At 48.6% G+C, this 25422-nt stretch carries 12 protein-coding genes; all 12 read right to left on the bottom strand.

Annotated elements, in window-relative coordinates; genetic code table 11:
- Position 1: 1 nt before the first annotated feature.
- Entirely contained in the window at positions 2-1405 is a 1404-nt protein-coding gene (locus LK536_RS37930) for an MATE family efflux transporter (protein WP_025483024.1), read from the bottom strand.
- A 6-nt stretch (positions 1406-1411) separates the two neighbouring features.
- Positions 1412-1855, bottom strand: coding sequence for a MarR family winged helix-turn-helix transcriptional regulator (locus LK536_RS37925; protein ID WP_008721892.1), 444 nt, complete (start codon positions 1853-1855; stop codon positions 1412-1414).
- 912 nt (positions 1856-2767) lie between these two features.
- The gene (locus tag LK536_RS37920) at positions 2768-3778 is read right to left on the bottom strand and encodes a GGGtGRT protein (RefSeq protein ID WP_008721887.1); all 1011 of its coding nucleotides are present in this window, start codon (positions 3776-3778) and stop codon (positions 2768-2770) included.
- A 27-nt stretch (positions 3779-3805) separates the two neighbouring features.
- The gene (locus tag LK536_RS37915; RefSeq protein ID WP_008721886.1) at positions 3806-4498 is read right to left on the bottom strand and encodes an iron-sulfur cluster assembly scaffold protein; all 693 of its coding nucleotides are present in this window, start codon (positions 4496-4498) and stop codon (positions 3806-3808) included.
- A gap of 117 nt (positions 4499-4615) precedes the next feature.
- Positions 4616-5965, bottom strand: a complete 1350-nt coding sequence (locus LK536_RS37910; RefSeq protein ID WP_227795342.1) for an MATE family efflux transporter — start codon at positions 5963-5965, stop codon at positions 4616-4618.
- A 223-nt stretch (positions 5966-6188) separates the two neighbouring features.
- Entirely contained in the window at positions 6189-19166 is a 12978-nt protein-coding gene (locus LK536_RS37905; RefSeq protein ID WP_227795341.1) for a SpaA isopeptide-forming pilin-related protein, read from the bottom strand.
- Between the two features lie 93 nt (positions 19167-19259).
- Entirely contained in the window at positions 19260-20090 is an 831-nt protein-coding gene (locus tag LK536_RS37900) for a CAP domain-containing protein (RefSeq protein ID WP_227795340.1), read from the bottom strand.
- A gap of 962 nt (positions 20091-21052) precedes the next feature.
- Entirely contained in the window at positions 21053-22441 is a 1389-nt protein-coding gene (gene gltA, locus LK536_RS37895) for an NADPH-dependent glutamate synthase (protein WP_227795339.1), read from the bottom strand.
- Positions 22441-23331, bottom strand: coding sequence for a sulfide/dihydroorotate dehydrogenase-like FAD/NAD-binding protein (locus LK536_RS37890; protein WP_025483124.1), 891 nt, complete (start codon positions 23329-23331; stop codon positions 22441-22443). The genes gltA and LK536_RS37890 overlap by 1 nt, the downstream gene beginning before the upstream one ends.
- Positions 23332-23366: 35 nt before the next feature.
- Complete coding sequence (locus tag LK536_RS37885) at positions 23367-24281, bottom strand: aldose 1-epimerase family protein (RefSeq protein ID WP_227795338.1); 915 nt, start codon at positions 24279-24281, stop codon at positions 23367-23369.
- A 139-nt stretch (positions 24282-24420) separates the two neighbouring features.
- Positions 24421-24912: a dihydrofolate reductase gene (locus LK536_RS37880; RefSeq protein WP_008721873.1), complete on the bottom strand. Its 492-nt coding sequence runs from the start codon at positions 24910-24912 to the stop codon at positions 24421-24423.
- Entirely contained in the window at positions 24909-25406 is a 498-nt protein-coding gene (locus LK536_RS37875) for a dihydrofolate reductase (protein WP_008721872.1), read from the bottom strand. The genes LK536_RS37880 and LK536_RS37875 overlap by 4 nt, the downstream gene beginning before the upstream one ends.
- Between the last annotated feature and the right edge of the window lie 16 nt (positions 25407-25422).

Below are 25422 nucleotides of genomic sequence, written 5' to 3'. Positions count from 1 at the left end.
ATCAAATGCTTTCATGTCCCTGACTTTCACGTATCTTTTGATTCAGCTTTTTCATGGATGGAATGATAAAGCAGGCCACGATGACAGCAGAACCTATATCAGCCACGGGTCCGGCGTAGAGAATCCCATCCAGGCCAAAAAACAGGGGCAAAATCAGCAGAAGCGGAATAAGGATGATTAACTGGCGCAGCATGGAAAGGAGGGACGCCTTTAATGGCTGTCCTGTAGCCTGGAAATAGTTGGTGGAAACAATCTGGAAACCTGCGCAGAAAAGGCCGCCCAGATATATCCTCATACATTTTACAGCAAACCGTGTAAATTGCGCATTGCCGCTTCCGAACAGCCTCAGGATTAAATGAGGCATTGTCTGACAGACCAGCCATCCAACGGAAATGGACACAGTGGCATAGATGATTGCCTTAAAATAGGTGTCACGGATCCTCTTATATTTTCCAGCCCCGTAGTTAAACCCAAGGATAGGCTGGGAACCGACTCCAATGCCAATACAGACAGAACCAAGTATCATTACAATCTTCATCACGATTCCCATGGCGCTCAGCGCCACATCCCCGGTCACATCGCTCTGATTGCCATAATAAACCAGGGAATTATTCATTACAACCTGCATCACGCAGGCAACCAGCTGGGCAATGCCGGAAGACGCCCCAAGCGTAAGGGACTTCACACAGACCCGGGGCACCAGCTTCATAAGCTTAAACTGAAACCGCATATTGCCCCGTCTCCAGAAATAATGGCAGAGAATACCGGCAGACAGGATCTGGGAGGTTATTGTGGCAATGGCCGCCCCTTTTACCCCCCAATGGAAAACAAAGATATAAAGCGGATCCAAGATTGTGTTGAGGGTTGCGCCAATCAGGATACCATACATGGAAAGCCTGGGGTTCCCATCCGTCCTTGCCATATTGGACATTGTGATTCCCAAAACACTGAACGGCACTCCCATGAGGATGATGGAGGTGTAATCCCTCGCGTACGGCATAACTGTTTCCGTGGCGCCAAACATGCGGAGCAGGGGATCCAGAAAGAGAAGTCCCAGAGCGGAAATCAGGATTCCGATGATGAGGGACATGGAAAACAGGTTGTTCAGCGTCAGGTCTGCCTCCCGAACATCCTTTTCCCCCAGCTTGATAGCTGCATAAGCGCCGCCACCGGAGCCGGCCAGGGTCGCGAACGCCATCACGATGGTCATCATTGGAAATGAAACCGTGGTCGCGGCATTTCCCAGATATCCAACCCCCTGTCCGATAAAAATCTGATCCACGATGTTGTACACCGAATTAACCAGGCATGCAATGATTGAGGGTACAGAGAAGGCCAGCAATAATTTGCCGACCGGCTCCGTACCCAGTGGGTTTTCTTTATGTATGATTGTACTTTCAGTCATTCTTGTTTAATTCCTTTCATTCATGTACTTCCAGGCATTCTCTGCCATTCTCCCCAATAATTCCTCTGCCTTTGCACACTCCTCCGGTGTCAGGCCGTCCACCAGGATTTCATTCCATTCCTGACGGATGCCATAGAGCCGTTCTATGATCAAAACCGCTTTCCCCGTTGTGTATAAACGCCTTGAACGCTTATCTGCCTCATCCGTTTCCACCCGGATATATCCCTGCTCTTCCAGCTTCTGAATCCCCTTTGTAACGGTCCCCTTGTCAAAATGTCCCAACTGCGCCACACCGTACATGCTGATTCCCTCATGCTCATGGATACACAAAAGAAAAGTCAGCTGCCCGCTGCTGATATTGTACTCTTCCAGCTTTTTGTCATAAAACCGGTGCGCCTGCCGATACATCATGGATATGCTGCTAATCATGTTGCGCTCTGTCATCATCATTCACCATATAATTAGTTGGATAGTCAACGAATATAATATATCATGAAATGGTTGGATAATCAACTATTTTTTGTTTACTGAATCTATTAGATTTATTGGATTTTAGTGTTCACTTGGACTGGAATACATAACCGCTTTCCTTATCCCTATCACGGCGGGTATAGCCTGCTGGCGTATCTGCAGATGGTTGTATGGAAATACGTAACCAACAGCCTGCCTAAGTTATTCCTCTTTAAAAGGAAAACAGAAGCCCCAAGGAATTGCCTCTCCCTGGGGCTTTACTTTGCATCCAATGGACACAACAGCTTTTTTTGCTAAGATGAACTTATATCATGAACCATCTTATTTCGATAGCGAAATTATCTTAATTGCTTTTTGTTCCAATCATGAAAAAAATCTCAAATTTTATAAATCCTTATTTCATAAGGGATATTTTAGGATTTGCTTTAGCGCTCTCCTCGATGGAAACGGTGTAGGGAGAGTTTTCAGCTGCTCACTATTGTGATGAATTTTGTATTAGCAATGGATATCTCATCACTTTATAGATATAATTAATATGCTGTTGACTCTTTCCAGCAGGAAGGAGGTGCGACCAGTGCAATACATAACCGCTTTTCTTATCTCTGTTGTGGCAGGTATAGTTTGCTACTATATTTGTAAATGGTTGGACGGAGATAAATAACCAACAGCCTACCTAAGTTATTCCTCTTCAAAAGGAAAAAAGAAACCCCAAGGAGTTGCACCTCCTTGGGGTTTCGCTTTGCGTCCAGTGGACACAACCGCTTTTCTTTGCTACCATTATATTACGCCAAGGAAGTGAAAATGTCAATAGTTTAGTAAAAATAGCTCTTTTTGTTCCAACCACGAACCACTTTCACAACTTTGAAATTCCCTTATTCTATCAGCATTTTCTTAGAATTTCCCTTCCTTCGCCGCTTCCTCAATCGAAACCGCAATCGCAACCGTCATACCAACCATTGGGTTGTTGCCTGCGCCGATAAGACCCATCATTTCAACGTGTGCAGGTACGGAAGAGGAACCGGCAAACTGTGCATCGGAGTGCATACGTCCCATGGTATCGGTCATGCCGTAGGAAGCAGGACCAGCTGCCATGTTGTCAGGATGCAGGGTACGGCCTGTGCCGCCGCCGGATGCAACGGAGAAGTACTTCTTACCCTTCTCAACGCATTCCTTCTTGTAGGTACCAGCTACCGGATGCTGGAATCTGGTTGGGTTGGTGGAGTTACCGGTGATGGAAACATCAACGCCTTCCTTCCACATGATGGCAACGCCCTCTGTTACGTCATTCGCGCCGTAGCAGTTAACCTTTGCCCTTAAGCCTTCGGAGTAGGACTTTCTCCACAGTTCCTTTACTTCGCCTGTGTAGTAATCCATCTCTGTCTCTACATATGTAAAGCCGTTGATTCTGGAGATAACCTGTGCAGCGTCCTTACCTAAACCATTCAGGATGACGCGCAGTGGTTTCTGACGGACCTTATTTGCCTTCTCAGCAATACCGATAGCGCCCTCTGCGGCTGCAAAGGACTCATGTCCTGCCAGGAAACAGAAACAGTCTGTGTTCTCTTCCAGAAGCATCTTTCCTAAGTTACCATGGCCTAAACCTACCTTACGCTGGTCAGCAACGGAACCTGGGATACAGAATGACTGAAGGCCTTCTCCGATTGCGGCAGCAGCGTCAGCAGCTTTCCTACAGTCCTTCTTAATAGCAATTGCAGCACCTACTATGTATGCCCAGCAAGCGTTCTCAAAGCAGATTGGCTGGATCTTCTTAACCTGATCATAAACGTCCAGGCCTGCATCTTTGGTAATCTTCTCAGCTTCTTCAATAGAAGCAATGCCATAGCTGTTTAATACAGAATTGATTTTGTCAATTCTTCTCTCATATGATTCAAATAATGCCATCTTCTTATTCCTCCTATTCGGTCTTCATCATTCTTTACGTGGGTCGATAATCTTAACAGCGTCAGCAACGCGGCCGTACTGGCCTTTTGCTTTTTCCCATGCTGTGTTAGGATCGTCGCCCTTCTTGATGAAATCAGTCATCTTGCCAAGGCTTACGAACTGATAACCAATGATCTGATCTTCTGCATCCAGTGCAATACCGGTTACATAGCCTTCAGCCATTTCCAAATAGCGGGGACCTTTTTTCAGTGTTCCATACATGGTACCAACCTGGGAACGAAGGCCCTTACCTAAGTCTTCCAGACCAGCGCCTACAGGAAGTCCGTCCTCAGAGAAAGCACTCTGTGTTCTTCCGTAAACAATCTGAAGGAACAGTTCCCTCATAGCTGTATTGATTGCGTCACATACCAAGTCTGTATTTAAAGCCTCTAAAACAGTACGTCCTGGCAGGATTTCTGCTGCCATGGCTGCGGAGTGGGTCATACCGGAACATCCGATGGTCTCAACCAGCGCTTCCTGGATGATACCTTCTTTTACGTTCAGTGTCAGTTTGCAGGCACCCTGCTGAGGAGCACACCAGCCCACACCGTGGGTAAGGCCGGAAATGTCTTTTACTTCTTTTGATTTTACCCATTTTGCTTCTTCCGGAATTGGAGCAGCGCCATGATGAACGCCCTGTGCAACTGTGCACATCTCTTCTACTTCATGTGAATAAATCATGTGTTAAAACTCCTTTCAAAAATGAATTTGATCAAGTACAGTGCCCATTTGTTAAATTTATCACATCATACTTGGTTCTATTCTCTCACAAAATACGACATTTTACAAGCATATTTTTTATTTTTGGGTCCCCCATCCACGCATCATACGCTGGAATACGATAAAGAAAATAATCCCCTTCACAATGCTTGATATGGTAAGTGCCCACCAGATACCGTTAAGCCCCAGGGCTGTCCCGCCCAGGAGAAGTGCCAGCGGGATACGGGCAGCTGTAAGTATGATGGTAATCACAGAAGCCTCCATGGTCTTTCCCATGCCTGACATGGCGCCCACTGTCATCAGTTCCACACACATGAACATTTCCGAAAATCCAATGATGCGCAGATAATCCGCTCCAGCCGGTATGACCTCCGGTTCATGGATGAACAGGCTGAATATGGGGACTGCCCCGAAAATCAGAAGCAGGGTCGTGAACATTCCCCAGATAAACATAATACCCGCTGCCTTCATATAACCTTTCTTCACACGTTTTAAATTGCCTGCCCCGTAATTCTGTCCCACAAATGCATTGATGGCCGAGCCAAAACCCTCTGCTGTCATCCATGAGATGGATTCAATCTGTCCTCCCACCCTCTGGACCGCCACAGCCGTGTCGCCCCACGAAGTGACAAACCGTGTCAGTATCATGGAAATGCTGCAGTAAAGCATGCTCTGCACGGCGGAAGGGAAACCAATCCGTATCATGGTCTTTATATTGGACAATGGCGTGGGCTTCCAGACACGCATCTGGGCTGCCAGCACCGGGTCCTTTCTCATGGATAATACAAGCACCAGGCTGACAATGAACTGGGCCGAAACCGTGGCAGCCGCTGCTCCCGCCACTCCAAGTCCCGGGATTGGTCCCAGGCCAAAAATCAGAATGGGATCCAGTATGATATTGGCCCCCATTCCAATGCAGTTTGCCATCAGGGGGGTCCGGCTGTTGCCCGAGGCCGTATAAAGCCCGGTCAGGGTCTGTCCAATAAATGCAAATACGATAAACCCACAGGCAATCCTCAGATATGTAATGGCATTGGCAACCACCTGCGGGGAATTGAGATGGAAAAAGCCAATCAGCGGACCAGCCAGCAGGTTCGTCAGCAGTCCATATGCCGCTGCCAGCACAAGGGCCAGCTGCAGCGCTCCCTTTCCGTACTGGATAACTTCCCTTCGGTTGCCTTCCCCATAGGCATGGGCGGACTTTACCTGTCCTCCCATCCTGGCCAGGGTCACCACACCGGAGGACAGCCAGGTATACATGGCGGCAGCTCCCACTGCCGCCACCGCATCACTTCCAACCATTCCAATCCATGCCATGTCCGTCAGGTTATATGCTGTCTGTACCAGGGATGTGGCCATAATAGGAACAGCCAGTTCCGTCAGGGACTTCAGGATATTACCATTTAATAAATCTATATTCTTCTTCACAAACTTCACCTATCGCTATTATATTTTCATAATTTCAACCACTACTATACTATCTTTCGTCTTTATATGCAATATGGAAAGTATATGTCTTAGCATAGCCAGGTGGATGGATTGTCTTTATATAGCGCTTGGCTTATGTCTGTCCTATGGGAGCTTTTCCTAATATATAGAATTCTTCCTCTTAGTATATGGCTTTTCCCCTTAGTATATAGCTTTTCCCCTCTTAGTAGAAGGCGTTCCCCTGCTGGGCTTCGCTTAATAGCGCCTGGATAATCAGGCGTTCCTTCTTATTAATACAGGTGGACAGGGTGACCAGCTTTTCATTTCCCTCCGGAATGATTCCGGTATCATAGATAGATGATTCCTTCATCTCTTTTAGATAGCCGTCCCATTCTTCCATAAGAAGGTTGGTTTTATAGGCGCCTGCATCATTTTCACTTCTAATCTGGCAGGAAAAAATGGGACACTCTTTCCATTTCCCCTGATAAAAAATCCGGATGACCGGGTGTTCACGGTAAAATGCCGTTTCCCTGTATTTCTTAAGCCCTGCAAACATGGAACCGTCCTTCATGTTGTGTCCGTAAAGGACCGTGTTGTCCGCTGCCAAGGGAATACTGCTGCAATCTGCAAAGATACTGCCGTTTATCTGTTCCTTCATCATAAAGTCGTGGGTCAGGTAATATTGGTTGTCTTCATGTTGTACCACAGGATAATCAATTTCGGTTCCTGGGATGGACAGCCAGAATTTATACCCAGGATTTTGCAGGATCAGTTCCTGCTCATTTATGGAAGGGGACGGATACGTAACGGGTGGTGAAGGCTGTATCTGCGGCATATGCTGCCCCATCTGCATCTGCGTATTTTTATAAGCGGTTTCCTTCACTGTACGGTATGTATTCCTTCCATTTATATAAGCAGTCCCCATTTTAACAAGAACAGCAGAACAAATCATGAATCCGGCAAAAAACAGGATGGACAGCAGTCCACTGGCCCGCTTAAATACTGTCATCAGCTTACCGGACCCGTATCTGCGCCATATCCAAAAGGAAAATACACATCCTGCCATTATAGTCATGGCTACAATGACAGTTACATGTCCCGGAATCCCTGTTTCCTTATGCGTCACGCTATCATCCGTACCTTCCTGGTCCATTTCCGCACTCTCATGTGCACCGCTGTTACCAAACACGCTCCTGTTTACTTCACCACTATATACAGCCGTACAGTCTGCAACCATCCGGCTTCCCTCTGCCGTCACATCCCTGTACCATACGCCGTCTTCCTCATAAGGTTTCCCCTTCCATTGAAGCCGTCCTATCCTGTATGCCTGGCTATCCAGTCCGGCCTGGGCTAAAAGCTTTTCTTTCAAATATTCCGGGAATCCTTCTCCCTGAAACTCAACCAGGTCATCCTCCATCAGATACCCGTCTGCCCCATAATCCAGAACCGTTACATCCAGCCGGAAACCATTTTCCCATCGCTTATTTGAAAAATGATAATCTGACAGGGGAAGCAGGACCTCCCTGTCCTGCCCCGTTATTGCATCGTGCGCCCATATCCAGGCGGATTGCGGAACCGGCTCCACTGCCTCCATCCCAGGATATATGATTTCATCTGATACATAGATGGTTTCCGAAGCCATTCTTCCGACCTCTTCTCCTTGCTGTGCAGCCATACTGTCATACGGTAATATAAGTCCTGTCAGGATTAAAATCAGGATGACCGCCGCCATCTTTTTTCCACGTGACCATTTCGCTCCCTTTTTTACATACAAACTGACAGCAAAACCAATCAGGCAGAAGATTCCAAGGACAGCCACAGCAAAAACAGGCATATTATCTCCCGTCTGAACCCTATGCTTTGGCCCGGTCCCAAAATGGAAGGTACCATTTCCAAACCTGCTTTTAACCTTATATACGGCCGTAATCCTCCCTATCCGTTTTACCGGTATTTTTTCCTTCCAGTTATAAAGGGTGGTATTCCCCCGTACCTGTCCTTCACTGTCCACAGTAAACTCATAGCTGGTATCCGTTGCCGTATATCCTCCCGGCGCCGTCACTTCGCTTATGGAAAATGTTCCTGGCCCTGTTGGATGATATGTGACTATTCCGTTTACATCCGTCACTCCGTCCAATACTGCCTGGTCCGGTTCCTGTATATTCCGTACGCGCAGGCCAGTTCCCTCCAGGGGCTGTCCTGTATCGCCATCCAGCTTAGTGATATCGATACGCATATCCTGGTTAACAATCTGATAGTCGCCGCGGATAATGTCAGCGCCGTTTACCGTAAAGCTGTAAATTGCCGGATTCAGCGCATATCCTGACGGCGCTTTGGTTTCCTTGAATGTATAGGTGCCGTCTGCTGGTTTCTTTATACGGAAGCTTCCATTGGAATCGCTTACAGATGTCCCGATTATATTTCCCTGCTGGTCATAGAAGGTGAACTGCGCCCCTCCCACTGCGTTTCCTAAAGTATCTGTCTTTTTAAAGGAAATATATTCCGGTCTTGGTTTCGGCGTGCCGCCTCCGCCGCCGGATGAGGAAGCGGTACGGTTGGCATAATAGAATATCTGGGTGGTATGATTGCTGTCCGTCACTGTGATTTCCATGTCCTCTGCTTTTTTATAGCCTGGCGGTGCCTGGATTTCATGAACGATATAGGTTCCCGGCTCAAGACCATGGAATCTGCGGCCTCCTGATTCCTCCGACGTCCATTCCTGTATGATTTCACCGCTATCCTTTCGAATCAGCCGGAGCCTGGCGCCTGCAAGCAGCGTGTCGGTCCCGTCTTTTATTTTACAGATATCTATTATTGTCGAATAGTTCCACATCTTCAGATGAAGGACTTCCTCCATGCCGTCTGTTATGGTAAATTCCACTGGCTCAGCCAGGATTTTAAAGCCCTCCGGTCCTTCCATCTCCATGAGACGGTAATCCCCGGCCTGTAAATCCCTGGTGAAATGTCCCTGCCGTCCGGTTGTCCACTGGTCTATTGTCTCCCAGCCCTCTGATTCCCCGTCTTTCCTCCGCTCAATGCGCAGTACTGCACCTTCCAGCATTTCCCCGGTGTCTCCCAGCAGCTTATCCGTAACCACGCGGTTGGAATCATTGGATGGATGGTAATCCAACACAATTATGGGGGTGCCCTCATCCATGTATTCGAACTGGAATTCATATGGCTTCAGGTTCAGCATATGTCCGGCTGCCGCCTTGGTTTCCCTACACACATAGGTGTATTGTTGGAAATTTCCTTCCCGGTCCATGTAACCAATGGGCTGTGGCCGGAACCGGGCCTGTCCCCGGCTGTCAGTCATTACGGTTTCACAGACTCTTCCCGTGGTCTGATTGGTTAACTGGAATTCAACTCCGGACAGCTTTTCATCTGGACGGTCCGTATCACTTTTGATTATCTCAAGGATTCCATCCGGTATTTCATCCCTTATCTCTGTTTTCTGGATTATCCCTGTGTCGGTAACCGTGAATGGTACATCCACCGACTGAAGGAAGCCATATGGAGTTGTCTCTTCCCTTAATATATAATCGCCTTCCGGTATATATTCTATGAGATGGGGTTTTAAGTCCCCTGGCATAAATCCCTCCGGAATCCTGCCTTCTGCCTGGTCTTCCCGGGTATATCTTCCGTCCAGACCGCTGACCCACACTGCTTCTATATCCTGATATCCGCCTTCTTTTGTGGGCTGGTGGAGAACCAACGGTGTATCAGGGATATTCCCCTTGTCATCCACCGGATAGACAGTGAGTTTTGCCCCATGGACTTCCTTTCCGCCAGTGGCATTTACCTTTGAAACCTCCATTTTCAAAGGTTCGTCACCCATCCGGGCGTACTGTATCCTCTCCAGATGGCCTATGTCTTCAATGGTTATCAGGATTGGACCTGACGTGGCATATCCCTCCGGATTACTTGACTCTGTAAGGACGTAGTATCCCACTGGGAGATATTCAAGACGTGTGGTTCCATTTTCCGTGTAATAATAACGGCCCTGATAGGTATTGGGAATCGGACGGAAATCATAATCATATTTCATGATTGCATGGTTTCCTCCTGCATCCGGTGTTACCCTTCCGGTTGCAGCTACCTCCTGTCCATCCTGATACGTGGCTGCACGGAATGTAAATATGCTTGCCTCTGCATCATATTGAGGCAGGCCATCCTCAATCAGCGGATATCCCTTATCATCCAGGCGGGCACGGTACAATGTGAGGTACGCCTCACTGTCTTTGTAAATGGTATCGTTGTTCTGTGTGTCGTATTTCCAGATATCAACAGCGGTAAAATCATCTTCCATCTCAAAGCTTTGGACATCGCCAGTTTCTGTTACATGGATATTGACTTGTGCCGACTGCACATAGCCCTGTTCATAAGGACATGCTGTCTCTTCCAGAACATAAAACCCAATGGGGATATGGTCAATCCAGTGAGGCTGTGTGGTTGGGATTGGCTGGCCGTTCCCATCCAGTTCCAGGTTCCCATCGTCATCATACCTGCATCCGCTTATCCAGCTGGCGTACACACCGCCCTTTTCATAGCGTCCGTTTTCTCCCTGAACCGGGCTTCCGTCCCCATTGAGCCGGGCACGGTATAGTGTCATGACAGCGCCCTGGATTTCCTTCTGGGTGCGCACGTCTATTTTTGCAAATGCTGTCTTGGTATATTCATTCTGCATAAAATATTTCTGTACCTCATCCGTGTCATGAAGCACCAGTCCCATATGCTTTGACTGGATATATCCCTGGTCATACGGAACCCGTTCCTCCTGAAGGATGTACGCCCCAAAAGGAAGGCGCGCAATGGAATGGACAGCCCCGGCGGTCTCGTCATTTCCATGGGAATCCGTGCTGCTATCTGTTATCCAGGATTCTTCCTTTGTGACCACATTTCCGCCCGTATAGTAAACCGGCAGGCCATTTTCATCATCTTTTGTGGTCTTGTCCTCATAAATGGTCTGTCCGGTTCCGGTTCCGTCATCCACCACCTGGATGGACTTTACCAGTTCTTTGTTCCCCTCCTCATCCGCGGTGTAGGCCAGCATCCGGCCATAATCGTCATAGACATAGGCCATGCCGGACCTGGAATCCGCATAGCACAGATGGTTGCCCTGCCCGTCCAACACGGACAGCTGGCCTGCAGCCGTGCCTGGCCTTGTGGCGGTCTGGTCAAGGTCATAGTAATACAGGCTGACCGGTTCATTCGGCACAATGACCGTGTCCCATACATCCGCCCCGGCTGGTCCGCTGTCCTGCCCGGTTATGCGGATTTCCCTGTGGGTGCCTGTATTTGTATCCTCTATACCTGTTACCTTACCATTTTCCATTGAAACCGTTATCCCTTTATACGTATGTTCAGCAAGCTTCTCTATCTCCACGGCCCTGTAAAGTGAGAGCCTGGCGCCTGACACGGGTATGTCAAACCGGATGCCTTTTCCGGTAAAGGTTCCATCCATCTGATAGAGCGGCTTTACGCCTGCCATGGACTTTAACAGCTTCTCACTGCCCTCTATAATATGTTCTGAAAATTCATCCAATTCCTTTGTCACATATCCATACCAATCCCCGCTTTCAGCATCAAAGGAAATGTCCCTCACATCACCCCTGGCCTCCAGCTTCTCCTTACGCCCGTGAACCTGATAGACCAGCAGGTCGCCTTCATCATTGACCGTGATATCACGGCCAAAACCGCCGCTAAGCTCCGTCCTTCCCTGGGCGTCTGTCTTTTGGAGGATGTTCCGGTTCCCAACCAAAGAGTCCCCGTCTTCCACTTTATATAGTTCCAGCCTGGACGGATAATCCTCCACCTTTACCTGGCTTACTGTCTCTGTATGGAATTTGTCTGTCTCACCGGATACCGGGACTGCATACTGGTATTTCTCCGCTGTCCGCGGTTCCCAGCCACTGGTTGTACCGTCTGCATTCCTCTGTTCCCTGTAGTAAGTCACATCATCCGAGTATATCTCAAAGGCTGCCGGTCGGCTCCGGGTGTAACCCTCCGGGGCCTGGACCTCTACCAGTACATAAGCGCCCGCACCCAGAGGCTGATACAATTCAATATATCCAACCGGGACTTTCTGCACCTGTCCGTCCTTGATTATCTCCCGGATGGTGGAATAAGCCCTGAAAATGCCGGTCTCATTTCCATCCTTATCTTCCTGCCTGATTAACTGGCTCTCATCATATTGGGGGATTCCCTCCTTATCCAACCGGATGGGCAGGTCATCCTCTGCCCCATTGTCCTGTCCGACCCTTGGATACATGATTTTATTACCGTCCGCATCCACCACGGTGTTTCCTTCCCAGTCCACCGCCTCCCCAAACAGCACATCACCTGTCCCGGCAACCGTATTCATGCCGCTTTTAGCCACATCACGTTTGGCAGCGTAAATCCGGAACAAAGCGCCGTCATGGAGAATGTTGTCCCCTGTCTCCGCGTCCAGCTTTTCAATCCGCAGCCTGGAACGGTAATATGCATCTTCAAAATCCTCCTGGGCAAATGCAACAAAGTTAAAATCTTCCCCGCTTCCTGACGGGACAAGTGTCTCCACATTCCCATTATCCGGGTTCACCCGGTCCGTTGCCGGGGCCAGCACGGTCCAGGGCACCAGCATGGACGCAAACTTTCCGTCAATGGCTGTCTGCATTCCGGACATTGTAGGTACATTGTCCCTTACCTCCATCTGGCCGCTGTCCGTCTCATATCCGTCATAGACCACGTTGTCCATCATCCCGGCATCCTCACTTTGGGATGTGTATCCATGATAATAGGCTTTTACAGTGTCATTCTTCCCATCCATATATTCCGGATGACAGGGCTTTGTGGATGTAAGGCTGTGTCCGGGTCTGCTATCCCGGTCCAGGCCATATTTATATACTTCAAAATCACCGTCCTGTCCATGTGCCTGGATGATATGGGTTTCCTCATTAAAGCGTATTTTGTACTTTCTTATCAATTCCTCCGGGGTATCCGCGCTGTCATACCTGTAATAAGGGCTTCCTGTCTGGTCGTTGACATCCGTTTCACCGGTATTGGCGTCCTGGCTTATATCCGGGACAAAGGGCAGGGTGATTTCCTTGGGATAATCCTTATTAAAATGCCGGTTTGCCAGCTCTTTATCCACATCCTCCGGTGTCTGTTCCGCTATGACATAGGTGCCATAGGGGAGCATGATGGAATGGTTGTAGTAATCATCCTTTCCATTCTTTGTATTGCACTGCAGCGTGGTCCTGTCACCATCCGCACCTCCGCCCGGATCCTTATCCCAGGCAATTGCCAGGCGGCTGTCCAGACCTGTAAAGATATCCAGATAAGCGGCAGCCTCCCCCTCTGTCCTCAGAAGCGCTTTTTCATAGGCTGTATCACTGTTTAATCCTGGTTCTGCGGCAAGTATTTCCTTCTTATATCCATCTATGTCATAGTAATCAATCGCAAACTGCCTGAGCACTGCGGCCGGATAACCTCCCCGGGTCTTTTTGTCTGCTGCATACATGGCATCAAAGAATTTTGTATAGTTATATGTTCCATCCGTGGCTCCGTCCATTGGTTCCAGCAGACGACGTCCGCTGCCATCCATGGGCGGCAGATAGATTTTCTGTACGTCACCCCTGAAGTCATCCCTTCCTATGTATTGGGAAATAATGTTTCCTGACTCATCCACATAAATATGTTCCAGGTTGCTTTTTAAATATGCCTTGAATTTAAACTGGTTCAATATCTTCGCGCCCTGTTGGGAACTGTTACCGCCATTAAACAGGCCCAGAAATACGGTCAGAGGGTCATTATGCAAGGAACCATATGTGTTCACCCCATCATACGATGTCTGTGAAATATCTTTCGTGACTTTGATGGACTGCTTGATGACCCGCTGCAGGACCTGGATTGGTCTGGTTCCGGTATCCCCATCCTGTACAGGCTGGGTCTGGCCAGGGTAAAACAGTGCCTTGGCCACCATATAGCTGCCCGGCTCCATGACCGGAAGGGTTGCATATGTACTGACACCCGCTCCTGCTATATCGGTGAGATACTGGTTATAGGGCATTTCCATTCCATTATGGTCAATGGTTTTCCTGGGCGTAACTGCCCGGTATACAGTCCTCACAGACTGTGTAATCCTATCCCAATCTGTTGTATTTTCCACATGGATTGAGTATCTGCCTGTGCCTGCGTCATAGATTGCTTCCAATGGCACCAGTTGCTCATAGTCATGTGTTACTATCTCCTCTGCATAGTTAAATATCCGCTCCATGACAGGGATGGGGTTCCCTGAACTGTCTTTCAGGATTTCCCCCTTTCCATATGTCTCATAGATGGGCTGATATATGGTTTCAATCTGTTTTTCTATATCCTCTCCATATGTGATTTTGTGGGTAATTGCCATTTTTTCTTTGATGGATACGGTTTTGCCCGATAAATTGAATCCGCCTTTCTGATATTCAATCCAGTACCTTACCTGGCCAGCCGGGCCTCCATCCACGGCAGCTGTCTTCTGAACATACAGACGCTGGTTCGCAAAATCGTATATGGCCGGGTAATCCTCACCGGATGCTGAATAGTCATACCGCAGGCGGGCATAATATGCCCCATCTTTATGATAAATGGAATCCACGGCCCCGCAGTCATAAAAGTTGTGGGCGGTAAACCAGTCAAGGATTTCCGCGGCTGCCAGGGCATTGGTATTCCCGGACAGGTTCAGGTTAATCCAGGGGGATTCATCCATGACAGGCTTGTACTTTAGCTGGGATAACATTTCATTTACCTGTCCGGCCAGGTAATCCGCATCAATGGGCTGCCCCCATTGGCTCATGTCATCCGGCGCCGCCGTGCCACTTGGATAAGGGGCCGTCCGAAAGCGGTAGTAAAGGATTTCCCCACAGGGAAGCTGTTTATCCGGACTGCTGTCCGTGGATGTATCCGGCTTAAGGAGCGGATTTCCATCCGGGCCTATTTTGTATTCCCCTCCCTTGGCGGCCTGATAGATCGGACTCCCATGTTCATCTAGTTTTGGCTGAAGGGAACTTCCTGTAATAATCTGTTCCCTTTCATTCCTGCTCTCTGTATCCACACGGTAAAAATCAGTGCCTGCAGGATAACCGCTGATAATGATGTCATAACCGTTTTCTGTCTTATAGTTTTCAACTATGAACTCATTCCAGGAACCGTCCGCATTCATGTTGTTATAATCAGAAAGTCCGCCTGTTATCCAGGCCTGCCCTGCTTCCCTTACCGTGGTCATTCCGGTCTGCGTGCGGTTACTTTCTGCAAGGGAAATGCCGTTAACAGACAGTTCGTATCCCTCGGAACGGCTCAGTTCTTTTATATAATAATTTCCCAGGAGCAGTGGCCGTCCTATCCATTGATTGCCATTGACCTCTGCATTATCCGGATATGTGAAGGTCCCAAATCCTTCACTGGATGAGGTGATGGTTGAGCCGTTATACAGGTTCCCTGACCCGGTGTTTCCTTCCGGCGGCTTTATGTTGCCGTGCCCGTCCTGGCGGGTTGCAGGTTTCTCCGTACAGGTCAGGAACGAGGCATCCCCGTTCTTATCCGTTGTGGCAATTGACACTATATCGTTTTGATTGTATATGACACCTGACTTTCCATCCGGGTGGATGATGTCCTGGGCCGCAAACAGACCATATACGGCGCCCTCCAGGGTTGCATCGCCCTGGGTCTGCCCAAAGCTGCTGTCAATATCCGCCTTATACAGTTCCAGGTCACGTTTATTAATATGAATGCGTCCTTCCGTACGGTGATTCCACACCTTGAAGGTGTAGAGGATGTGCCCTGGGTTCCCATAGGCTGAAACATCCATGGAATCCAGACTGTCTTCCAGGAAGCCGGGAAGGGAGCCTGATATGGTGTCATCGTCCTCATGGACGAATAGTGACGTCAGAAAACGTGTCAGCGCATTCTCTTTATCCTGTGGTTCCGGGTTTTGTTCTGCAAGGCTTATGTCTGTTTCAATTGATGTCTGGATGGGGTTTCTTATATATTCATACGCTTCATAGGATTCTCCCTGGTTTCTCTGGTCTTCCTCATCTTCATCCGATTCCTCATCTTCATCCATCATCATATCATCCCTTGATTCTGATGATGCGTTGTTATCCGTTGCAATGGAGGATGATAGGATGGTCTTGGCTCGGGCTGTTTTTGAAACCGCAGGTATTTCCTGGCTTTTGTATGTGAGTCTGATGGGATTCTGTGTGTTATCCCTGAGATTCATTGTGTCATGACTTTTACTCACGGCAGTTACGGCAAAATAATTTTCATCTTTGGAATGCGTATTGTTATGATTTTCACTCTTGGAAACTCCGGTATCCGCACTTTTATTTTGATGATCTGGGGTATTGTGACCTTTAATTCCGGAATCCTGGGTGTCCTGATTTTCATTGTTGAAACCTCCTGATTCTTGGACAGCACTTTGCATATCACTGTTGGTTTTATTCATTTTTGAGGTTCCGATTACCTCAATTGCAGGGGTTCGGCTTTCTTCGGTACCATATCTGCTACTTTCCATTTCTCCGGTTCTCAAGCTTCTGCTTCCATTTTCTTCGGTTGCCTGATATCTGTTTCCACTTCTATTTTCTTTTGTTTCCAGGATTCCATTTCCGTTTGCTTCGGCTCCCTGTCCTCCGCTTCCGCTAGATCTGGTTCCTTGGCTTCCGTTTTCATTTTCCCCGGTTCCCTGATTTCTACTTCCATTTTCTTCGGTTCCCTGACTTCCGCTTCCTCCGGTTCCTTGATTTCCACTTTCTTCGGCTCCCTGGCTTCCGCTTTCTCCGGTTCTCTGGCCTCCACTTCCGTCCTCTCCGTTTTCCTGGCTTCCGCTTTCTCCGATTCCTTGGCTTCCACTTTCTCCGGTTCCTTGGCTTCCGCTTCCTTCCGTTCCTGGGCTTCCGCTTTCTCCGGTTCCCAGGCTTCCGCTTTCTCCGGTTCCTGGGCTTCCACTTTCTCCGGTTCCTTGGCTTCCGCTTCCTTCCGTTCCTGGGCTTCCACTTCCTTCCGTTCCCGGGCTTCCACTTCCTCCGGTTCCCAGGCTTCCACTTTCTCCGGTTCCTGGGCTTCCGCTTTCTCCGATTCCTGGACTTCCGCTTTCTCCGGTTCCCGGGCTTCCGCTTTCTCCGGTTCCTGAGCTTCCGCTTCCTCCGGTTCCCGGGCTTCCGTTTCCATTTAATCCAGTTCCCTGATTCCCACTTCCGCTTTCTTCGCCTCCCTGGCTTCCAGTTTCGCCGCTTCCCTGGCCTCCGCTTCCATCTTCCCCAATTCCCTGATTTCCGTTTCCATTTTCCCCGCCAGCCTGGCCTTCACTCCCAGCAATGCCGCTCTCTTTGGTGACATCCTCTCCGGTCATTTCAGTTCCAACAGCTTTTTTCTCACCTTTTTCTACCATTACATCCACAATGCTTCTCAGTTCATCCATCCCCTGCCTCTGCGCTTCCGGTGCCGGATACGTATAAAACCGTAAGCTGTTCATCCTATCCACTGCATGATATATCGGATCCAGCATACGGTTAACCATACCAGCTTTATAATATCCGGTTACCACATTCCCGCCAGCCTGGGCTGAGGTAAGAATCACGGTCTCTATCTCTTTGTCATCATTATGTAATCCATGTAATATATAGCCTGTCCTGGCAGTTTTTTCCTGCAGATGATAACTGTATTCCAGATTGATATAATTCTCATAGGTCTGGTCCCGGTCTACCAGCATGGCCTGCATGGCTTCCGGATTCTGGTCATGGTCATCCTCATTTTCATTCTGCACATGGAAATCACAAGTGGCTGCACACAACTCCTGCTCTGCCATCCACTGCTGACGCAGGCGTTCATTTTCTTCATCGCAGCTGCAGTCTTCCCCATCGCCTTCATCTTCTCCATCCCCGCCCTCATGGTCACACTCAATCCACTCCGGCGCAGGATGGCCCATACAATAAGTCTTACTGTAATTGTATTGCCTGACGTCACTATGGCTGGCCTGACCATTGGTATCCGTGTTGATGGTGTCACAGATATAGCTGCTTTCCGGCTCCGGCGACATACGGTTTATATATACTTCTCCTGTGGAACCATCAGGCTCTCCCTCCATATATCCGTCTGTATTTATCTGAGAAAAATCAATATCTTCCCAGATATAGAAAGCCGTTCCTTCCAATGGTTGGTTGGTCTCAGCACAATACTTTTCAAGGTCTATGTTATAGTTGCTCTCAAATGTTTCAGAATGGCGGTATAATTCAAGTTGCAGTCCACCATTAGCGCTACCCGGTGCATCCGGTTCCACCTCAAAGGATGCACTGGATGGGCTATGGCCTAAATCCAATCTACCCATCTGTACCTGCAGTCCTGACGGCGGGTTAAAAATATAGGCGAAATATTTGTTATCTATACCTGGTACATCAGCTGAGGTTATGGTTCCTTTCGGTTCCTGTGAACCTCCATACTGGAACGTGATGCTGTTTCCGTCTTCTGACAATCGGTAAGTCCAATAGGTATCAGGAAATGTCCAGGTGGTATTTCCCAGCTGACGGCATGTACTTATATCCAAGGTCAGTTCATAATGTCCTTCTTTCAGGGACATTCCCTGCCTGGAACCATTCCATGACGGAAGGGTCCCATTGCCTGCATCATAATCATCCATACCCTGAATAATGGAATCCTTCATACTCTGGTAATATGTCATGACCCCAGGATTGCCCATGACAGCGGAAAACTTTTCCATGGCCTGTTCCTGAGCATCCCAGTCATCCTCGTATCCAGCAAGACACCCCCAATAATATACCTGCACCACACCATAACGGGATGCATCCGGGAAAGGCCCTTCCCACAATAGCCATTCATATGCCAGCACCATGGATAAATACCGTTCAAATGAGCCGATATACGGAACCGTCTGGCCTGGCTGGACCTCATACCGCGTATATGCGCAAGCGGTTCCATCCCACAACTTTTTTCCTGGTTCCAGGCAGAATGTGGCGCCGCCGTATGCCGAACCGACCTGATAAAAACTCATGGAATTATGCGTTTTTCCAAATACATTCAGTGGTTTTCCCTGAAAAACATAATATCTGGGAATGATATTGGCTACATCCATATCAGCAGCTTTGACTGATAATGAAACCATGATGGATGACAGCAGGAATACCACTGTCAGCCATAAGGATAAGGGACGCTTTAAACTCTTAATCCATTTCATTTTATACTCTTCCTCCTAAATAAAAGAACCATGGACTGTCCATTAAAAACAGCGCCATAGTTCTTTCAATCATCATTTATCATCTAGTAAATATTATTTTATATATAACTGGGACACATCATATCCATACTCCGTTATATATACGCCTACTCCTGTCTCCTTCCATTTGGGATTCAGCATGTTCTTCTTATGCTTAGGAGAATTCAACCAGCCATCCACTACTTTCTTTGCAAAATCATGGACCGTATGTGCATTCAAATAACCGCGTCCGGCTAAGTTTTCCCCTGACGAGGAATGTGTTACCGTTATCGCTGTATCATAATATCTTCCATCGGGCCTGGTATGGGAGAAGGTCCCGTTTACCTCCTCAGCCCTCATCCTTGCATTTTCCATCAATTCATCATTCATGTCCAATGCATTCCTGCCCCTGGACTCCCTTTCTTCATTTACTAATTCCACAATCCCATATGCCAGTTCATAAGGGTCTATGGCTTCCAAAGGATTGGCTTGGCTGGATAGGGCCGTCCTGGTTTCCGCTATTTGGCTTTCTAAATCATTGATTGGAACCGAATCAGATGCCCAATCAGCCCGCTCCCCATTGATTGCCATGCCCGGATAATAATCTTTGCCGTCAGGTAATACGGTTATGCATATCTCGCCATCATACAGCGCTGCTCCATCCCCATTAACCGTTATCCCCTGGTCAACCGGGTTTAATGACAGATAACCGTTTTCATCAAAACAATAATTCTCCGCAATCCCATCGTGGTTCCCATCAACCCAGGCCCATGTCAAAAATGGATAACCCCCATCATCATTCTGCCACCAGCAGCCATTGCCGTCCTTCATCCACTGCCCCGCATAGACCGGCGCTGCCATTATCATTGCTGCCATCACGGTTAATACCGCCAGACGTTTTACCATAATCCTATCCTCCCTTCATTTTCAAAAGATGAATCAACTTCATACCGCACATTATCATCTCACAACAAATACCCTTATATATCGTTTTATGAATAAACTAACCAACTGCGCATCTATGGCATCTTTTATTCATTTTCAATCCAAGAAAACGGAATGCGCCTAATAAAGAAAAAAGTAAACAGCCACAGCCGCCATTCCATACACACGATTGAAAACATCTATTGTCAAGGTTCTGTTCTCTTTGCAATTCCCTATATACCTGCCCTGTTCATTTACATACATGGAAATACTATTCAGAAAAAATATGAAATCTATAGATTTTAATACTATATCGAAAGATAGATTAGATTCATCGAATATAAGCCAGGCAACACATAATACCGTAACGCAAATTGCCATAGCCTCAAATTGTCCCTACATAGGTTGCCACTACAAAAACCTGCCACTGCATAAACCTGCCACTACATAAACCTGACGCTGCATAAACCTGGCGCTGCATAAACCTGACGCTGCATAAACCTGACGCTGCATAAACCTGCCACATCATAAACCTACCGCTGTACAAGCCTGCCGCCATACATACCATTACACAAATCTGTCACCGCACAGACCTGCCAATTCACAGACCTTCTCCTCCCTTCATCCCCCTATTCTTTTATCATAACAATGCGAATAACAGCCGAACCGGCCAGCCAAATGAAACAATCCCTTGTTCCAAAGAAACTTCCACAGAGAACTCTGTGTGAATGAATATAGAATAGCACATCTGCAATCCCCAAGTCAAGACCGACTTTAATTTTTCTCCCGCTCTAATCCACCTCTAATTCGCCTCCCATTCCCTGTCTTAATTTTCACTATTCATATCCCACCTCATACTCCCCACCACAAAAAAACCGGCACCCAGATGCCTTCACAGCACCCGGATACCGGTTTAAAACCATGTTTATCCCATGGTATATTTCCTATTTATTTCCCTGAAGGAACTCATCAATACCCCTTGCTCCTGCGCGTCCTGCCTCCATGGCAAGGATTACGGTTGCAGCGCCTGTAACGGCGTCACCGCCTGCATACACGCCTTCCTTGGTGGTCTTTCCGTTGGCTTCGTCTGCAATGATGCATTTCCAGCGGTTAGTCTCAAGACCTTCCGTGGTGGAGCTTATAAGCGGGTTGGGGGATGTTCCCAGGGACATGATGACTGCATCCACGTCAATGGTGTAGTCAGAGCCTGGTATCTCCACTGGCCTGCGGCGCCCGGATGCGTCCGGCTCACCCAGTTCCATTTTCCTTACAACCATGCCCTTTACCCATCCATTATCATCGGTGAGGATTTCCACGGGGTTGGTCAGAAGGTTGAAGATGATTCCCTCTTCCTTTGCATGGTGCACTTCCTCCACGCGGGCAGGAAGCTCTGCCTCACTTCTTCTGTATACAACATGCACTTCCGCACCAAGACGGAGGGCTGTCCTGGCAGCATCCATGGCCACGTTTCCGCCGCCCACGACCGCTACCTTCTTACCCAGGTAAATGGGGGTATCGTAGTCATCCCTGAAGGCCTTCATCAGGTTGCTTCTGGTCAGGTACTCATTGGCTGAGAATACGCCGCTGGCATTCTCGCCCGGGATTCCCATGAACTTGGGAAGTCCTGCGCCGGAGCCGATGAACACGGCCTTAAAGCCCTCTTCATCCATAAGCTCGTCAATGGTCACTGACTTTCCGATGATGACATTCGTCTCAATCTCAACGCCCAGCTTCTTCACGTTCTCAATCTCAGGACGCACGACCCCTGACTTTGGAAGACGGAATTCCGGGATACCGTATGTAAGGACGCCGCCCGGCTCATGGAGCGCCTCAAATATGGTTACTTCATAGCCCATCTTGGCAAGGTCGCCTGCGCAGGTAAGTCCTGCCGGGCCGGAACCGATGACAGCTACCTTTAAGCCGTTGGTCTTCTCAGGCTTTGCAGGCACGAATCCATTTTCCCTGGACCAGTCCGCCACAAAACGCTCCAGCTTTCCGATGGAGATTGGCTCGCCCTTGATGCCGCGGATACATTTTCCTTCACACTGGCTCTCCTGAGGGCATACGCGGCCGCAGACAGCCGGCAGTGCGCTGGACTCTGCGATGGTGTTGGCGGCGTCCTCAAACTTACCGTCCTTTACTTCTGCAATGAACTTTGGTATATTGATGGAAACCGGACATCCCTGGATGCACTTTGCATTCTTACAATTGATGCAGCGCTGTGCCTCTGCCTGGGCTTCCTCCTGGTTGTATCCAAGACATACTTCCTCAAAATTAGTTGCCCTTACCTTCGGGTCCTGTTCCCTTACCGGTATCTTCTTTAATACGTCCATTATTCCTCACCTCCGCAATTTCCGCATCCGCCGTGGTGTGTTGCGCCCTCGCGCTGCCTGAGAATAGCCCTGCCTTCTTCTGTCTTATACATCAGCTGGCGCTTCATGGCCTGGTCGAAATCCACCAGGTGTCCGTCAAACTCAGGTCCGTCCACACATGCGAACTTCACTTCCCCGCCAACGCTCACACGGCAGGCGCCGCACATACCGGTTCCGTCCACCATGATTGGGTTAAGGCTGACAATGGTAGGGATGCCCAGTTCCTTGGTGAGCCTGCACACAAATTTCATCATGATCATGGGTCCGATGGCAACACAGACATCATACTTCTTGCCTTCATTTTCAACCAGGTCCTTGATGACCTCGGTAACCATGCCCTTGCGCTCATAAGAACCATCATCTGTTGTTATGTAAAGATTGCCTGCAACTGCCTTCAGCTCATCTTCCAGGATTAACAGGTCCTTGGTCTTGGAACCCTCGATGACATCCACATCAATGCCATGTTCCTTCATCCATTTAACCTGTGGGTATACAGGAGCAGAACCAACGCCGCCAGCCACAAAAAGGTAGCGTCTCTTCTTTACTTCTTCCAGGTCTTCCTTGACGAATTCGGAAGGCTGGCCCAGAGGTCCCACGAAATCCTGGAAATAATCCCCGGCCTTGAAGCCTGCCATACGCTCGGTGGAAGCGCCCACTGTCTGGAATACAATGGTAACAAGCCCTTTCTCCCTGTCGAAATCACAGATGGTCAGCGGAATCCTCTCTCCTGCTTCATCCATCTTAACGATTACAAATTCACCTGGCTGGCAGGCTCTGGCTACACGCGGTGCTTCCACGTCCATCAGATAAATCTTGTCTGCCAGGCATTCTGCCTTAACAATCTTGTACATGGTTCTCCTCCTGATTTGTTAAAATGTTATATTCCTTAACCCACCTCAATGGTATAGCTCCTACTCCAGCTATCCCATCCAGGCAGGGAAATGATACCTTTCCTGTCCTTTAATTCACCCTTATAACCTTCTGACGCACAGAGTCCGTACCACGGCTCCAGACAGACGAACGGGTGGGTCTTCTCCATGGTCCACACACCCAGATATGGGAAATCACTGCATTCCATGGTTACATATGGTTTACCGTCCAGAAGCAGGATTACGCTGCTGACCTGGGCATCGTCAAACATATAGGTAAGGGCGGTGTCAAAGAACCCCTTTGTCAGCGGCACCCTTCCTTCCTGAAGCCCAAGCGTGCCCTGCAGCTCCCCTGACTCATAGCCTTCCGGCGTGGGCGCAAGATAATGAAGGCTGTCCTGATACTGCCCTTTCCTGCATCCCTGGCGGTTAAATTCAAAGGTGTAATCGTAAATGCTCCGTCCCTCCGGTACCTGGAACGCGGGATGTCCTCCCATCATGAACAGCATTTCCCCGGAATCCTGGTTGGTCACCTTCCACATCACTGTAATGGTGCGGCCTTCCAGCCTGTGTCCAATCTCCAGCTCGAAGTGGAATGGATATTTGGCAAATGTCTCAGGCGTGTCCTTTAACCTAAACCAGCACTCATCCATGTCGCACAGCATCGGTTCAAACTCCATGTCCCTGGCAAATCCATGCTGGGTGGGCATGGCGTATTCTTTTTCTTCATGGATGTAACCGCCCTCGTAGCATTTCCCCACAAAGGGAAAGAGGACAGGTGCATGACGGTCCCAGACAGCCGGGTCCGCGCCCCAGAGGATTTCCCTGCCGGCCTTCTTATCGTAAATCCTGGTCAGTTCCGCCCCGTGCCTTGCCACTGTAACTAAAAGGTCATCATTTTCCAATGTAAATAATGTTCCGTCCTGTTTCATATGGATTCCCCCATTCTGCTTGTGAGAATTTACTCCTGCATAAGCTTTATATTATCATTTTCTGATTCATGTTACAACTGGTTTTTCAAATATTTCTAAAAATTTTTTAGATTTTCGTCGTTATATACAATTTTTTTGGTTATTTCTTCCTTTGAAACTTCTGGAACGTGTAGCACAGGTCAAAATACGTCTGCTCATCGCTCTCCTGGACCATCTCCCACGCCTCATCTTTTTCCAGATTATTGAAAAATGTATCTGCGTCATAGGTATAGTCGATGCGGGTCACATGGACCGTGTCCGCATGGGGCAGGAACTGCTCATATATGCTCAGCCCGCCGATGATATAAATATCATCCGTGTCATATGCAGAGAGCGTTTCTAATGCCTTAGCCATGCTGCCGCATACCTGTGCCCCTTTCACCTTATAATCCTCATTCCTGGACAGCACCACGTTCACACGGCTGCCCAGAGGCTGGCCCCCCGGCAGGCCTTCCAGGGTCTTCCTGCCCATGACCACCACCTTGCCCGCTGTTTCCCGCATCAGCATCTGCTGGTCAGCAGGGATGGTCACCAGGCCCCGTCCGTCTTTCCCAATGGCCCAATGCCTGTCGGCTGCTACAATGATGTTCATAGGGCCTGCCTCCTTGAATAGACTTTAAATTCATAGGTAAGTCCATTGTATTCCTGCATCTGGCTGCAGCTTGTGACTTCCCATTCCCCGGTCCTGTCCAGGTCCACAAAGTCCGTATCCGCCTCAAACACGTGGTGAATGCAGGTGACATATGCCTTACTGCAGTATGGAAGGAATTCCCTGTAAATCATCCCTCCCCCTATAATGAATATATCCTCCCCGGGATACTGTTTCAGGGTCTCAAGTACCTGGTCCGCATCATGGCAGACCGTCACGCCTTCAGGGCTGTACTCCCGGTTCTTTGTCAGGACAATATTGACCCGGTTCTTTAAAGGTTTCCCATCCGGAAAGCTTTCCAATGTCTTTCTTCCCATGACAACCACTTTTCCTCTGGTTGTCTCCCGGAAATACTTCATATCCCCCGGAAGATGGGTCAGAAGACCGCCGTTCTTGCCGATTCCCCATTTCTCATCCACTGCTACAATCAGATTCATCTATAGCCTCCTGTCC

It is taken from the genome of Clostridium pacaense (assembly GCF_020709765.2).
Classification (GTDB): Bacteria; Bacillota; Clostridia; order Lachnospirales; family Lachnospiraceae; genus Enterocloster; species Enterocloster hominis.
This window is presented reverse-complemented; position numbering and strand designations above follow the sequence as displayed.

Excerpts from the sequence above, each read along its gene's own strand:
- LK536_RS37930 (WP_025483024.1), bottom strand. The coding sequence starts at position 1,405 with ATGACTGAAAGTACAATCATACATAAAGAAAACCCACTGGGTACGGAG.
- LK536_RS37925 (WP_008721892.1), bottom strand. The coding sequence starts at position 1,855 with ATGATGATGACAGAGCGCAACATGATTAGCAGCATATCCATGATGTAT.
- LK536_RS37920 (WP_008721887.1), bottom strand. The coding sequence starts at position 3,778 with ATGGCATTATTTGAATCATATGAGAGAAGAATTGACAAAATCAATTCT.
- LK536_RS37915 (WP_008721886.1), bottom strand. The coding sequence starts at position 4,498 with ATGATTTATTCACATGAAGTAGAAGAGATGTGCACAGTTGCACAGGGC.
- LK536_RS37905 (WP_227795341.1), bottom strand. The coding sequence starts at position 19,166 with ATGAAATGGATTAAGAGTTTAAAGCGTCCCTTATCCTTATGGCTGACA.
- LK536_RS37900 (WP_227795340.1), bottom strand. The coding sequence starts at position 20,090 with ATGGTAAAACGTCTGGCGGTATTAACCGTGATGGCAGCAATGATAATG.
- gltA (WP_227795339.1), bottom strand. The coding sequence starts at position 22,441 with ATGGACGTATTAAAGAAGATACCGGTAAGGGAACAGGACCCGAAGGTA.
- LK536_RS37890 (WP_025483124.1), bottom strand. The coding sequence starts at position 23,331 with ATGTACAAGATTGTTAAGGCAGAATGCCTGGCAGACAAGATTTATCTG.
- LK536_RS37885 (WP_227795338.1), bottom strand. The coding sequence starts at position 24,281 with ATGAAACAGGACGGAACATTATTTACATTGGAAAATGATGACCTTTTA.
- LK536_RS37880 (WP_008721873.1), bottom strand. The coding sequence starts at position 24,912 with ATGAACATCATTGTAGCAGCCGACAGGCATTGGGCCATTGGGAAAGAC.
- LK536_RS37875 (WP_008721872.1), bottom strand. The coding sequence starts at position 25,406 with ATGAATCTGATTGTAGCAGTGGATGAGAAATGGGGAATCGGCAAGAAC.